Genomic DNA, 13,151 nt, shown 5'->3' on the forward strand with positions numbered 1-13,151 from the left:
GCGTCGACTCGTCGGCGTAGCCGGACCCCGTCATGGGTACGAAGTGACGCCATGACGGTGTTCGGCTTCCACGCGTCCCACGAGCAGATCCATCCCCGCGCCCTGCTGGAGGCGGTGATCCACGCCGAGCGGGCCGGTTTCGACGCCGCGATGTCCTCGGACCACTTCGCGCCCTGGAGTGAGCGGCAGGGCCAGTCCGCCTTCGCCTGGTCCTGGCTGGGGGCCGCGCTTCAGGCCACCACCCTGCCGTTCGGGGTGGTCAACGCCCCCGGGCAGCGCTACCACCCGGCGATCATCGCGCAGGCGATCGGCACCCTGGGGACGATGTACCCGGGCCGGTTCTGGGCCGCCCTCGGCACCGGTGAGGCGAGCAACGAGCACATCACCGGCGACGGCTGGCCGCGCAAGGACGTCCGCAACGCCCGACTGCGCGAGTGCGTGGACGTGATCCGCGCGCTGCTGGCCGGCGAGGAGGTCAGCCACGACGGCCTGGTACGGGTCGACCGGGCGAAGCTGTGGACCCGGCCGGAGCAGCCGCCGGCGCTGATCGGTGCGGCGGTCAGCGTGGCCACCGCCCGCTGGTGCGCCGAGTGGGCGGACGGGCTGATCACCGTGAACGCCCCGACGGCCCACCTGCGGCAGATGATCGACGCGTACCGGGACGCCGGCGGGCGTGGGCCGCTGCACCTCCAGGTGCACGTGAGTTGGGCGCCGGAGCAGGCCGAGGCGGAGCGGGTCGCGTACGACCAGTGGCGCAGCAACGTCTTCGCCCCGCCGGTCTGCTGGGACCTGGAGACCCCGGAGCACTTCGACGCGGTCTCGCAGGGCGTGCCGATGGAGAAGGTCCACGACGTCGTGAACGTCTCGGCCGACCTCGGGCGGCACGTCGGCTGGCTGACGGAGTACCTGGAGCTCGGCTTCGACCAGATCGCCCTGCACCACGTCGGGCAGGAGCAGCGGGACTTCATCGACGCGTTCGGCGCCGAGGTGCTGCCGAAGCTGCGCAGCGCCGCCTGAGCGGGGCCGGCCAGGGTCGAGCAACCCGGGTCAGGGCTGAGCGGCCCGGGTCAGGGCAGGCGGCGCACGAGGACCTGCCCGGGCCACGGGTCGCGCCCCGGGCGCTCGACCGTGAACGCGTCGGTGGCCGTGAAGCCCTGCCGCTCGTACCACCGGACCAACGCGCCGTCGTCGCCCGCGTAGCAGTCCACCCGCAGCAGGCCGAGCCCGCGCTCCCGGGCCAGCTGCGCGGCGTACGCCAGCAGCCTGCCGCCGATGCCCGACCCGGCGTGCGCGCGGTCGGTGACCAGCAGGTTCACGTACAGCTCGGGTTCGGTGGCGGGTGGCACGTACGCGGTCGCCGTCCCCACCACGAGCGCGCCGACCGCCCGCTCGCCGAGCGTCGCCAGCCACAGCCCGCCGCCGGTCGCCCAGGCCTCGGCCTGCGCGATCCGCCGTGGGTCGGCCGAGGCCGGTTCGGTGCCCCACTGGCCGGTGCGCCCCCGTGCCACCAGCCAGGCGGTGGCGTCGTCGAGCAGCCGCAGCACGGCGGGCGAGTCTGTGGGTGCGCCGGGGCACAGGTTCGGGCTCCGCTGGTCGGTCATGTCGGACATGCTGCTACAGCCGGGCGCCTCGACGCACGGCGGTTCCCCCGGTGCCCACGACAGCCCCGACCCGGCGGCGTCGCGCCCTGACCCGGGCTGGGCGGGCCACGGGCAGCATCCGATCCCACAACGGCATCCGACCCCACAACTGCCCGCTCGACCAGCCGGGGCGGATGTGCCGAGCGGGAGCTGTCGAGCTGCCCCGTCCATGGGACCGGCCGTCCATGGGACCGGCCGTCCTGGCGGCCGGGTGTCCTGGCGGCCGGCCGTCCTGGCGGCCGGGCGGCCGGGCGTCCTCGTCGGGGTGGCGCATCTGTGGGCGCAGCAGACTGGGCCGTGCCGTAGGCGCGGGTGCCTGCCCGCGCCTACGTCGGATGGTCGATGCTGCGGCCTGGCCCCTGCCCCATCTATGGGGGCAGCTCGACAGGGGCACCGATGGGGCAGGGGGCGGCAGGGGACTCGGCGGCCGGCACACGTTCGCCGCCTGGTTGGTCGCCCAGCGGGCCGCTCCGGCTCGGACCGCCCGTTCTGGCTCGGGCCCGTTCTGGCTCGGGCCCGTTCTGGCTCGGGCTGAGGCGCCGACTCGGTCGAGGCGCCGGCCCGTGCCCGGCCCGGCGCCTCGACCGCCGCAGATCAGGGCATCGTGCCTGTCCGCCGGTGTCGGCGGCATCCGTCGGGCGGGACCGCCCGTCGTACCCCTCGTCGTACCCCTGGCCGGGGTTGCCCCACCCCGGGCCCCGCGCGTGCGCGGTGAGCGCGGCGAGTCGCTCGGTGGCCAGGCAGGAGATCAGGCAGCGTTCCCGGGTGCCGTCCGGCAGCGCCGCCACACCCGTCGCTCCGCGTCGTCCATGCCGCCACCCTGTCGTACGCTGCGGAGGCCGTCCACCGCAGTTGGGCGCCTGCCGGCCGCCCGGCCGTGTCGCGCGAGGAGGCCCGACCAAGGTGGTGGCCTCCCTCGGATTCGGGGAGGCCACCACGCGGGCGGCGCGGTCGTCACCGCGACGATGCGGGTCGGTGCGGTCCAGGCGACCGGTCGCCGCAGGGCGACGGGCGCGGGTCGGTCAGGACAGCGTGCAGGCCGCGCCGTTGAGGGTGATCAGGCCGGGCTCCGGGTTCGCGCCGCCGCCGGTCACCGCGTTGAAGCCGAAGGTGACCGAGCCGCCCGGGGCGATCCGGGCGTTGTACGACTCGTTCTTCGCGGTGACCGTGGCCCCCGCCTGGGTCGCCTTGGCCAGCCACGCCTCGCGTACCTTCTGGTCGCCGGTGAAGGCGAAGCGGGCCGTCCAACCGTCGACGGTGCTGGTGCCGGTGTTGCGGATGGTCACCTGGGCGGTGAATCCGGTGCCGCCCTGCCAGGTGCCGTGGTTGGTGTACGTGGCCGCGCAGGTGGGCGCCGGCACCGCCGCCGAGTCACCCTGGTCGGCCAGGAACGAGGCGATCCAGGCCAGCGCCGAGTTCCAGTTGATCGCCACCTCGTTGGTCGCGTACGAGTTGATGTCGTCGACGTAGCAGAACATCGGCTTGCAGCCGGCGAGCAGTTTCGCGGCGAACGGATCCTGCAGGGCGGCGTTCGGGCCACCGGCCAGGGAGCCGGCGGGCGGCTTCGGCAGGTCCGGGTCGAGCTGGTGGCCGAAGATCCGGCTGTGCTGGTTCTCCGCCGCGTGCTCGCCCCACCCGGTCACGTACGAGATGTTCAGCGCGTTGCGGCCGAGGACGTAGTCCATCGCCTGCACCGCGCCGTCGCGGTACTTCGCGTTCCGGGTCAGGTCGAAGGCGGTGGCCAGCACGACCGCGTTGTTGATGATGTTGCTGTTGCCGCCCCAGAAGTAGCTGCCCGGGTCCCCGGGCATCGGCAGCCCGTACGCCTGTCGGCCCGCCTCGGCGAGGTGGGCGTCGGCGGCGGCGGTGACCGAGGCGCGGACGCGGGCCAGGTCGGCGGCCGGCAGCCCGTTCGGCACGGTGGCCAGGTCGAGCCGGCCCAGGGCGGCGACGCCCTGCCAGCCGAAGCCGCGCGGGTCGAACACGTCGCCGGTGTGGTGCGGCGAGGCGCTCAGGTCCGCCAGGTACGCCTGCTCGCCCGTGCTCAGGTAGAGCTCGGCGGCGGCCCAGTAGAACTCGTCGGTGACGTTCGTGTCGTCGTAGGCGCCGCCGCCGGTGCTGTCGGCCGGGCTGGCGTACCGCGTCGGATTGGCCTTCGCGGCGGCGTAGGCCGACTTCGCCGCGGTGCCGCAGCGCGTCGCGAAGGCCGCGTCGTAGGGGGCGAACAGGCGCGCGCACTGGGCGGCGACGGCGGCCAGGTTGAGGGTGGCGGCGGTGGACGGCGGGTGCAGCTCGCGCTGCTCGGGGTCGTCGTGCGGGGCGAGCGGCAGCCCGGTCCAGTTCCGGTCGTGGATCTTGTGGTGGGCCATCCCGGCGAGCGGCTCGCCGGCCGGCACCTGCATGCGCAGCAGGAACTCCAGCTCCCAGCGGGCCTCGTCGAGGACGTCCGGTACGCCGTTGCCGCGTTCGGGCACCCGCAGCGTGCTGTCGCCGAGGGCCGCGCCGTGGCCGGCGGTGGCCGCCGTCCTGGTCCGCTCGAAGGTGCTCAGCAGTTGGTAGGTGGCGATGCCGCCGTTGACCACGTACTTGCCGTGGTCGCCGGCGTCGTACCAGCCGCCGCGCACGTCCAGGGAGTAGTCGCAGACGCCCGGCTGGCAGGGCACGGAGGTGTCACCCTTGTTGGGCGCCACGCCGAGGTGCCCGGCCGGCCGGGCGTACTCCGCGCCGATGAGGTCGCCGTCGATGGCGATGCCGCTGCGTTGGGCGTAGAAGAACTGGAGGGAGTCGGCACGCAGCCGGTCGTAGAGGGTGCCCGAGATGTCGAAGGGGTGGCTGGTCTCCCCGTCGACGACCAGGGTCAACCCCGCCCCCGGGGTCCGGTACGACGAGAAGTCGAGCGTCTGCACGTTCTGCCCGCTGGCGGCGTCGACGCCGCGCGGGGTGGTGCTGCCGCTGGCCAGCACGGCGCCGGCGGCGGAGCGGAGCTGCCAGGGCAGGGCGTCGGTCGCCGACGTCACCACGGTGGCGTTCTTCGGCCCCCCGGGCAGGTAGCCGACCTGGTTGACCCGCACCCGTGGCCCGGTGTCGGGCACGTACGGCTCGGGCGGGTCGCCGCCGCGCAGCGACACGTCGTCGAGGCAGACGGTCTGCTCGGCCGCGCTGCCGCCGACCTGGAAGATCAGTTGGGCGGCCGGGTTGCCGTCGGTGACCGTGAACGTCTGCTCGAAGCGCTGGGCGGTGCCGCCGGCGGTGGCGTCGACGCTGGCGTACGTGGTGTAGGGGGCGCTGCCCAGTTGCAGCACGGCCTTGACGGCGGTGCCCGGGGTGGCGGAGATGTCGAAGCCGAGGGTGTATTCGGCTCCGGCGACCAGCGGCACGCCGTCCTGGCCGATGCCGGCGTCCCACGGGTTGGCCAGGCCGCCGGGCACCGTCGTGCAGAGCCGGCCGTCGGTCACCCCGAGCGCGCCGGTGCCGTAGGAGAACCAGGGGGACACGCCGGCGCTGAAGTCGCCGTTGTCGATCTGTTCGGGTGCGTCGGGGGGCGGTTCGGCGTGGGCCGCGCCGGCGGTGGCCGCGGTCAGGGCGACGGCGGTCGCGGCCGCGAGCAGCGCGAGGCGGCGGGGGGATGGCGTCACGGGTGTTGTTCCTTCCGGACGACTGCGGGGGACGGGGCGGTGACGGAAAAGCTGGGAGCGCTCCCAGCCCGCCTCGATGCTTCCAGTGCGCTCGGCACCTGTCAATCGATCCGACTGGATGCTTCGGAACCGCCCGACGGGGCCCGGCGACAGTGAGATTCGCCGCGCGACGCGCCGAGGTCTCGATCTCCTAGAGACAACCGAGCCCTCCGCCTGGCAGGCTGCCACCCATGACCCTGAAGCTGCGTTCCGTCGGAACGAGCGACCGTGGGCTGATCCGCAGTGGGAACCAGGACGCCCTGCACGCCGGTACCTGGCTCGTCGCCGTCGCCGACGGCATGGGCGGGATGGCGGCCGGCGACCTGGCCAGCGCGATCGCCATCGAGGCGGTCGCTCCGTTGGACGTCGAGACCCCGGAGCACGCGCTGGTGGCGGCGCTGCAGAGCGGCATCGAGCAGGCCACCGTGCGGATCCACCAGGCGGTCGCCGAGGATCCGGAGCGGCAGGGCATGGGCACCACCCTGACCGCCCTGCTCTTCGCCCGTACGGGCACCTGCCTGGCCCTCGCCCACGTCGGCGACTCCCGCGCCTACCTGTTCCGCGAAGGCGTGCTCAAGCAGATCACCCGGGACGACACGTTCGTGCAACTGCTCGTCGACCAGGGGGTGATCACCGCCGACCAGGCCAGCAGCCACCCCCGCCGGGCCGTGGTCACCCAGGCGTTGCAGGGCGAGGAGGTCTCCCCGGCGTACGCGACGATGGTGCCGTGGGTGGGGGACCGCTGGCTGCTGTGCAGCGACGGGCTCTCCAACGTCGTCCGCCCGGACACCCTCGCCGAGGTGCTGGCCGAGCACCCGGACCGCGACGACTGCGCCCGCCGGCTGATCGACCTGGCGCTGCGCGCCGGTGGGCCGGACAACGTCACGGTGGTCGTCGCCGACGTCGTGGAGGAGTGAGCGAGCGTCGCGAGCGAACCAGCCGGTTCGGCGCTCAGGAGCCTCGTGGCGTCGCCGACCGCGGGGAGGCCACGACATGAGCCCGCTCACCGGCGGCGCGGGGCGGCGTGCCGGGTGGGCGGGGCCGTGGTCGGGTCCTCCGGCCACGGGTGGCGCGGGTAGCGTCCGCGCAGCTCGCCCCGCACCTGCGGGTAGCCGGTCCGCCAGAACGACGCCAGGTCGGCGGTGACCGCCACCGGCCGTCCGGCCGGCGAGAGCAGGTGCAGCAGCACCGGCACCCGGGCGTCGGCGATCCGGGGCGCGTCGCGCCAGCCGAAGGTCTCCTGGAGCTTCACCGCGAGCACCGGCGCCGCCGGGTCGGCGTAGTCGAGCCGGACCCGCGACCCGCTCGGCACGGTGAGCCGCTCGGGTGCCACGGTGTCCAGCCGGGCAGCCAGCGCCCACGGCAGCAGCCGGCGCAGTGCCCCGGCCACGTCGGCGCGGGCCAGGTCGGCGCGGCGGCGGGCGCGGGCCAGCTCCGGGCCCAGCCAGGCGGGCGCGTCGGCGAGCAGCGCCTCGTCGCCCACGTCGGGCCAGTCACCGCCGAGCGCGTGCCGGCAGAACGCCAGCCGCTCGCGCAGGGCCCGCGCCGCCGGGGTCCAGGTCAGCAGGCCGAGGCCGGTACGACGCAGGCCGGTCAGCAGGGCCTGCGCCACCTGCGCCGGGTCGGGCCGGGTGAGCGGTCGCTCGACCAGCTCGATCGCGCCGAGCCGCACCACCTCCCGGGCCACCACGTCCTCGTCGGCCCAGCCGACCTCCCGCTCGGTGCGCAGCAACGGCCCGCCCGCCTCCCGGGCGGTCGCCTCGTCGAGCGGGGTGGCCAGCCGTACCCGGGCGGTCGGCGCGCCGGGGGAACGGTCCGCCACCGCGACCGCCAGCCAGTCGACGCCGGCCAGCGCCGACCCGGGCGCCAGCTCCGCCGCGGTCCCGCCGCTCATCAGGTACGCCGAGCCGCCCGGTCGCCGCACCCGGGCCAGCCGCTCCGGGTGGGCGAGCCCGACCAGCAGCCCGGCGGCCAGGTCGTCGGTCAGCCGGTCCCGGCCGGCTTCCCCGGTCCGGCCGGCTTCCCCGGTCCGGCCCGGGTCGGCGTCCGGCCGCGCCCGGCCGGCCCCTTCCGCCGTCGCCGCACGGTGGGTCGCGGGCGCCCGGCCGGGTCGCCCCGCCGGCGCGGCGTCGGGCAGGGCGGCGCGCAGCCGGCGTACCTCCGCACGCCAGCGGGCGGTGGCGCCCGGGTCCGCGCCCGCGCGCAGCCGGCGCCAGGCGGCGGTCAGGTCGTCGCCCGGCCCGGCGGCGGTGTCGTCGGCGAGCACCGCCACCACCTCCGCCGCCCGGTCCGCGCCCACCCGGGCGGCTCCGTCGAGCAGCGCCCGGGCCAGCCGGGGGTGGGCCCCGACCGCGGCGATCGCCCGGCCCCGGTCGGTGATCCGGCCGTCCGCGTCGAGCGCGCCGAGCGTGGTCAGGGTGTCGCGGGCGACGGCCATCGACGCCGCCGGCGGCGGATCGGGCAGGGCCAGCCCGGCGCCGTCCGGCGACCCCCAGGCGGCCAGCTCCAGGGCGAAGCCGGTCAGGTCGGCGGTGGCGATCTCCGGCTCCGGCTGCGCGGCCAGCCGCTCGTGGGTGGCCGCCGACCAGCAGCGGTAGACGCACCCCGGCGCCTCCCGGCCCGCGCGGCCGGCCCGCTGGGTGGCCGCCGCCCGGGACACACCGACGGTGACCAGCGCGCCCAGGCCCCGGGCCAGGTCCATCCGGGCGACCCGCGACAGCCCGGCGTCCACCACCACTCGTACGCCCGGCACGGTCAGGCTGCTCTCCGCCACGGCCGTCGCGAGCACCACCCGCCGCCGGTCGGCCGGGCGCAGCGCCGCGTCCTGGTCGGCGCCGCGCTGCCGGCCGTGCAGCGGCAGGACGGCGACCGCGTCGCGCAGGTCGGCCAGCCGGCGGGCCACGGCGCCGATCTCGCCGGCTCCGGGCAGGAAGACGAGCACGTCCCCGTCGCGCTCGCGCAGGGCCCGGCGGACCGTTGCCGCGACGTGGTCGAGCAGGCCCCGGTCGACCGGGCCGGCCCCGGGCGCGGCCACCGGCCGGGGCGGGGGTGCCCAGATCCGGGCCACCGGGTGCAGGGCCGAGGACGCCCGCACGATCGGGGCGGCAGCGCCCCCGCCGCCGAGCAGCGCGGCGAACCGGTCGGCCTCGGGGGTGGCCGACATCGCCAGCAGCCAGAGGTCGGGACGCAGCGCGGCCCGGGCCTCCACCGTGAACGCGAGCGCCAGGTCGGCGTCGAGCTGACGCTCGTGGCACTCGTCGAGCAGCACGGCGCCGGTACCGGCCAGCTCGGGATCGCGGTGCAGCCGCCGCACCAGCAGCCCGGTGGTGACCACCTCGACGCGGGTGCGCGGTCCGCTGCGTCGCTCGCCGCGCACGGCGTAGCCGATCCGCTCGCCGAGCGGCTCGCCGAGCAGCGCGGCCATCCGGCGCGCCGCCGCGCGGGCGGCCACCCGGCGCGGCTGGGCGACCAGCACGCGGCCGGCGACCTCGTCGGCCACGGCCAGCGGGGCGAGGGTCGTCTTGCCGGTCCCGGGCGGGGCGACCAGCACCCCGGCGCCGGTGGCGCGCAGCGCCGCGACCAGCTCCGGCAGCACCGGCCGTACGGGCAGGTCGAGGAGCACGTCCGAGAGCACGGCCCAGTCTCGCACCGCCCGCCGCGGCTCAGCCGGGGCGTACCCCGTCGACGTTGGTGACGAAGGCGTGCCAGGCCGACGCGGGAAAGGCCAGCACGGGACCGGGCCGGTCCTTGCTGTCGCGGACGGCGACCCGGTCCCCGGCGGCGGCGACCTCCACGCAGTTGCCGTTGCCGACGCTGCGGGTGCTGGTGCGCCACTGGGCCCGGGTGAGGTCGAACGCGGTCATCGGCGGTACCCCCGTCTGTGCCGGCGCGCCGCGTCAGCGGTCACGCAAAGTGACGAGAAGCTTCCGTCAGTCGCGTCAGAGACGCCTCCGGGTTGAGTGCCATCCGGCACAGCTCCTCGTGCACAAGGCTATACCCGCGCACCTGGCCGGCCTCCTCCAGAGCCAGTCCCATCGTAAGGTTTTCCAGGTAAACCACGGTCGCGTCGGCGGCATCGGCGAACGTCAGCACGACGTACGGGGCGTTCATCGCCGGGTGCCCGCCGGCCGAGAACGGAAGTACCTGAAGAGTAACGTTCGGTAACTGAGCAGCCTTCGCGAGATGGGCCATCTGATCGGACATCACGGGGCCCCCGCCCACCGGACGGCAGAGCGCCGCCTCGTTGAGCACCACGGACAACTCGACCGGGCTGTCGCGGTGCAGCACGTTCTGCCGTTGCAGCCGCGCGGCGACCTTGCGCTCGATCCCGTCCTCGCCCGCGGTGCGCCGGAAGACCTCCCGCGCGTACGCCTCCGTCTGCAACAACCCGGGCACCGCCTCGACCTCGTACGTGCGTAGGGTCGCCGCCTCCGCCTCCAGCCCGACGTAGAACTCGAACCACTCCGGCAGCACGTCGCTGTAGCTCTGCCACCAGCCGCGCTGCTGCGCCCCGCGGGCTATCTCGATCAGCGCTTCGGCATCCGCCCCGGTCACCTCGTACAGCGCCAGCGCGGCCCGGACGTCGCGCGGCTTGATGCCGATCTGGGCGTTCTCGATGCGGGACAGGTTGCTCTTGGACATGTCCAGTTGCCGGGCGGCGACGTCCAGGGTCATGCCCGCGCGTTCGCGCAACTGGCGGAGTTCCCGGGCGATGCGGCGGCGGCGGACGGTGGGGCTCGCGGTCACCCTCCGAGTCTGTCACGGCAAGATCCGCAGGTCGCGCCAGTACGGAGTGCAACTTCCATAAACGGGAGTTGCGTTGCAGTCACGGCCGGTGCATCCTTGCCCGGTTGCGATCACTGTGGACAACCCGCGTGGGAGGACCGGTTGCTCATCGCCGACGAGTTCTTCCTGATCACCCACAACGACAGTCGGGGCAAGGCGAAGCTGCACCCGACGGCGACCGGCCTCGGCCTCGCCGGAGGGCTGCTCGGTGAACTGGTCCTCCAGGGCCACGTCACCGTTGCCTCCGGCCTGGTCACGGTGGTCGACCGCCGCCCGCCGGCGGACGCGCTGGCGCACACCGTGCTCGACCAGTTGGTCGGCGAGACGCAGCAGCACCCGGTGCGCACCTGGCTGAGCTTCCTGGCGCAGACCGCCACCGCCTCGGTGGGGGAGCGGCTGGTCAGGGCGGGGGTGCTGCGCCGGCAGGAGAGCCGGCGGCTGATCCGTACCACCGTCAGCTACCTGCCGATCGACCTCAACGCGGTGGCCTGGCCGGCCACCCGGCTGCGTGCCCTGCTCGACCGGCCGGAACCGCCGAGCGTGCCCGACGGGACGCTGCTGGGTCTGGTCGTCGCCGCCGGGCTGAGCCGCGAGGTGCTGTGGAGCGCCGGCCCCCGGGCGCACCACCGGCTGGGCGTGCTCATCCCGGCGCTGCCCCCGCCACTGCGGGAACTCGTGGCCAACACCGAGGCCGCGGTCGGGGCCGCCGTGCTGCGCGGCGCGGGCTGACCGCCCCTCCACCCCTCCCTTTCCCCTCGAACCGGAGTCCCGCGTATGTCGACACCAACACTCGGCCGACCGAGCAACGTCTCCGAGGCCCTCGCCCGCGGCCGGCTCGGCGTGCCGTCGGTGATCTTCTTCGTCCTCTCCGCCGCCGCCCCGCTGACCGTGGTGGCCGGCGTCGTCACCACCGGCTACGGGGTCGTCGGGGTGCTCGGCATCCCGGTGGCCTTCCTGACGGTGGCCGCCGTGCTGGCGCTCTTCTCCATCGGCTACGTGGCGATGGCCCGGCGGATGACCAACGCCGGCGCGTTCTACGCCTACGTCTCCCGGGGGTTGGGCCGCCCGGCCGGCGTCGGCGCCGCCTGGGTGGCGCTGATCGCGTACAACGCCCTCCAGGTGGGGCTCTACGGCACCATCGGTGCCGCCGCGGAGCCGGTGCTGGGCCGCCTCTTCGGGGTGGCCCCGGCGTGGTGGCTGGTGGCGCTGATCGCCTGGGCGACGGTCGGCGTGCTCGGCCTGCTCCGGGTGGACCTCAACGGCCTGGTGCTGGCGGCGCTGCTGGTCGCCGAGATGGTGGTGATCGTCGCCTTCGACCTCGGGCAGCTGACCCACCCGGCCGGCGGGAACGTCAGCTTCGCCGCCCTCTCGCCGGAGAACCTCGTCGTGCCCGGCGCCGGCGCGGTGCTGGTGCTGGCCATCCTGGGCTTCGTCGGCTTCGAGTCCGCCGTGGTGTTCAGCGAGGAGAGCAAGGACCCCCGGCGGACGGTCCGGCTGGCCACCTATCTCTCCATCGCCATCATCGCCGGGATCTACGCGCTGTCGTCGTGGAGCATGACCGTCGCCGTCGGGCCGGACCGGATCGCCGCCGAGGCGGGCGAGCAGAGCATCGGACTGATCTTCAACCTGGCCGAGGCGCACCTGGGGGGCACCGCCGTGGCCGTCGGCCAGGCGCTCTTCCTGACCTCGGTGCTCGCCGCGATGATCTCCTTCCACAACACCACCGCCCGGTACGCCTTCGCCCTCGGCCGGGAGCGGGTGCTGCCGGCCGTGTTCGGGCGGACCTCCCCGCGCACCGGGTCGCCCCGGGCGGCCTCCCTCGCGCAGAGCGCGCTCGGGCTGGTGGTGATCGTGCTCTACGCCCTCAACGGCTGGGATCCGGTGGTGCAGCTGTTCTACTGGGTCGGCACGGCCGGCGGCTTCGGGGTGCTGCTGCTGATCGCCACCACGTCGGTCGCGGTGATCGCGTTCTTCGCCCGCAGCCGGGCGGAGGAGACGCTGTGGCGTCGCGCCCTCGCCCCCGGCCTCGCCGCCGTGGCCCTCGCCGTCATCGTCGTGCTGGCGGTGGCGAACTTCGCCGATCTGCTCGGGGTGGCGCCGGACTCGCCCCTGCGCTGGGCGGTTCCGGCGGTCTACCCGGTCGCCGCGCTGCTCGGCCTGCTGTGGGCGCTGGTGCTGCGCGACAGCCGCCCCGACACGTACGCCCGCATCGGTCTGGGCGCGGAGAGCGTGGCGGCGACGGTGCCGACCACCGGGCACGTCGGCGCGTCCGTCCCGGCTGCGACGGCGGCGCGGCGATGAGCGGGGTACGGGTCGAGCGGCTCGGGCCGGCGGAGACGTCGCTGGTGGCCGGCCGGATCGCCGAGGCGTTCATGGCCCTGGACGCCCCGCGCTGGCTGGTGCCCGACGCGGCGCGGCGACAGACCGTGCTGGCCGGCCAGTTCGCGATCCTGGTGGACCACGCGATGCGGCACGGCCTCGTGCACGCGACCGCGGACCGGGCGGGGGTGGCGGTCTGGTTCCCCTCGGTGGGCGAACCGGCCCCGCCGCCAGCGGACTACGACGCCCGGCTGGCCGCGGCGTGCGGGGAGTGGACCGACCGGTTCGCACACCTGGACAGGCTCTTCGAGGCCCACCACCCGCACCCGGACCACCACCACCTGGCGTTCCTCGCCGTCGCGCCGGACCGGCAGGGGCAGGGGCTGGGCAGCGCGCTGCTGCGGCACCACCACGCCGTCCTGGACGCCGGGGGCGTGCCCGGCTACCTCGAGGCGGCCAGCGAGATCGGCCGCGACCTGTACGCGCGGCACGGCTACCGGGTCGCCGAGCCGTTCCACCTGCCCGACGGCACGCCGTTCTGGCCGATGTGGCGCGAGCCCGTACCCCCGGCGACGGGATCCGGGCACCCCGCCTGAGCGACGGCGCACGCCCCGACCGGCCCGGCCCGACGGTGTCCGGTCGACCCGCTGCGCAGCGACGGCGCCCGGTTCGCCCCCGCGAGGAGGGTGACCCGGGCGCCGTTCTGCGGTGCTGGCGCCTTCACGCCGGACAG

General features: G+C 75.4%; 10 protein-coding genes. 5 read left to right on the forward strand and 5 right to left on the reverse strand.

The annotated features are described in order from the left end of the window. Nucleotides 1-51 precede the first annotated feature (51 nt). A complete protein-coding gene (locus KBX06_RS11490) occupies nucleotides 52-1,017 on the forward strand; it encodes a TIGR03885 family FMN-dependent LLM class oxidoreductase (protein ID WP_210834464.1) in 966 nt (321 codons plus the stop codon). Between the two features lie 50 nt (nucleotides 1,018-1,067). Here the strand turns inward: KBX06_RS11490 and KBX06_RS11495 are convergent, their stop codons facing one another. Both KBX06_RS11495 and KBX06_RS11500 read right to left on the reverse strand, forming a co-directional pair. Next, on the reverse strand, nucleotides 1,068-1,601 hold the full coding sequence (locus KBX06_RS11495) for a GNAT family N-acetyltransferase (RefSeq protein WP_210834465.1): 534 nt from the start codon (nucleotides 1,599-1,601) through the stop codon (nucleotides 1,068-1,070). A 1,061-nt stretch (nucleotides 1,602-2,662) separates the two neighbouring features. Further along, nucleotides 2,663-5,275, reverse strand: coding sequence for a glycoside hydrolase family 9 protein (locus tag KBX06_RS11500; protein ID WP_210834466.1), 2,613 nt, complete (start codon nucleotides 5,273-5,275; stop codon nucleotides 2,663-2,665). A 230-nt stretch (nucleotides 5,276-5,505) separates the two neighbouring features. Here KBX06_RS11500 and KBX06_RS11505 point away from each other — a divergent pair, with 230 nt between their 5' ends. Beyond that, nucleotides 5,506-6,231 (forward strand): PP2C family serine/threonine-protein phosphatase, encoded by a 726-nt coding sequence (locus KBX06_RS11505; protein WP_210834467.1) that lies wholly within the window; start codon nucleotides 5,506-5,508, stop codon nucleotides 6,229-6,231. An 86-nt stretch (nucleotides 6,232-6,317) separates the two neighbouring features. Here the strand turns inward: KBX06_RS11505 and hrpB are convergent, their stop codons facing one another. From hrpB to KBX06_RS11520, 3 genes are read right to left on the reverse strand one after another with little or no spacing between them, the layout of a single operon-like run. Continuing rightward, the gene (gene hrpB / locus KBX06_RS11510) at nucleotides 6,318-8,948 is read right to left on the reverse strand and encodes an ATP-dependent helicase HrpB (protein ID WP_210834468.1); all 2,631 of its coding nucleotides are present in this window, start codon (nucleotides 8,946-8,948) and stop codon (nucleotides 6,318-6,320) included. Between the two features lie 28 nt (nucleotides 8,949-8,976). Further along, on the reverse strand, nucleotides 8,977-9,177 hold the full coding sequence (locus KBX06_RS11515; protein ID WP_210834469.1) for a DUF397 domain-containing protein: 201 nt from the start codon (nucleotides 9,175-9,177) through the stop codon (nucleotides 8,977-8,979). A 40-nt stretch (nucleotides 9,178-9,217) separates the two neighbouring features. After that, nucleotides 9,218-10,060 carry a helix-turn-helix transcriptional regulator gene (locus KBX06_RS11520; protein ID WP_210834470.1) on the reverse strand — a complete coding sequence of 281 codons (843 nt, stop codon included), beginning with the start codon at nucleotides 10,058-10,060 and terminating at the stop codon, nucleotides 9,218-9,220. Nucleotides 10,061-10,201: 141 nt separating this feature from the next. Between KBX06_RS11520 and KBX06_RS11525 the strand changes: the two genes are divergently transcribed. Genes KBX06_RS11525 through KBX06_RS11535 form a run of 3 tightly spaced genes read left to right on the forward strand, consistent with a single transcriptional unit; the run spans nucleotide 10,202 to nucleotide 13,014 of the window. Next, entirely contained in the window at nucleotides 10,202-10,828 is a 627-nt protein-coding gene (locus KBX06_RS11525) for a GPP34 family phosphoprotein (protein ID WP_210834471.1), read from the forward strand. 45 nt (nucleotides 10,829-10,873) lie between these two features. Continuing rightward, entirely contained in the window at nucleotides 10,874-12,400 is a 1,527-nt protein-coding gene (locus tag KBX06_RS11530) for an APC family permease (RefSeq protein WP_210834472.1), read from the forward strand. After that, nucleotides 12,397-13,014 carry a GNAT family N-acetyltransferase gene (locus KBX06_RS11535; RefSeq protein WP_210834473.1) on the forward strand — a complete coding sequence of 206 codons (618 nt, stop codon included), beginning with the start codon at nucleotides 12,397-12,399 and terminating at the stop codon, nucleotides 13,012-13,014. Before KBX06_RS11530 ends, KBX06_RS11535 begins: the two co-directional genes overlap by 4 nt. Nucleotides 13,015-13,151: the final 137 nt, after the last annotated feature.

This window comes from Micromonospora sp. C31 (assembly GCF_018070575.1).
Taxonomy (GTDB): domain Bacteria; phylum Actinomycetota; class Actinomycetes; order Mycobacteriales; family Micromonosporaceae; genus Micromonospora.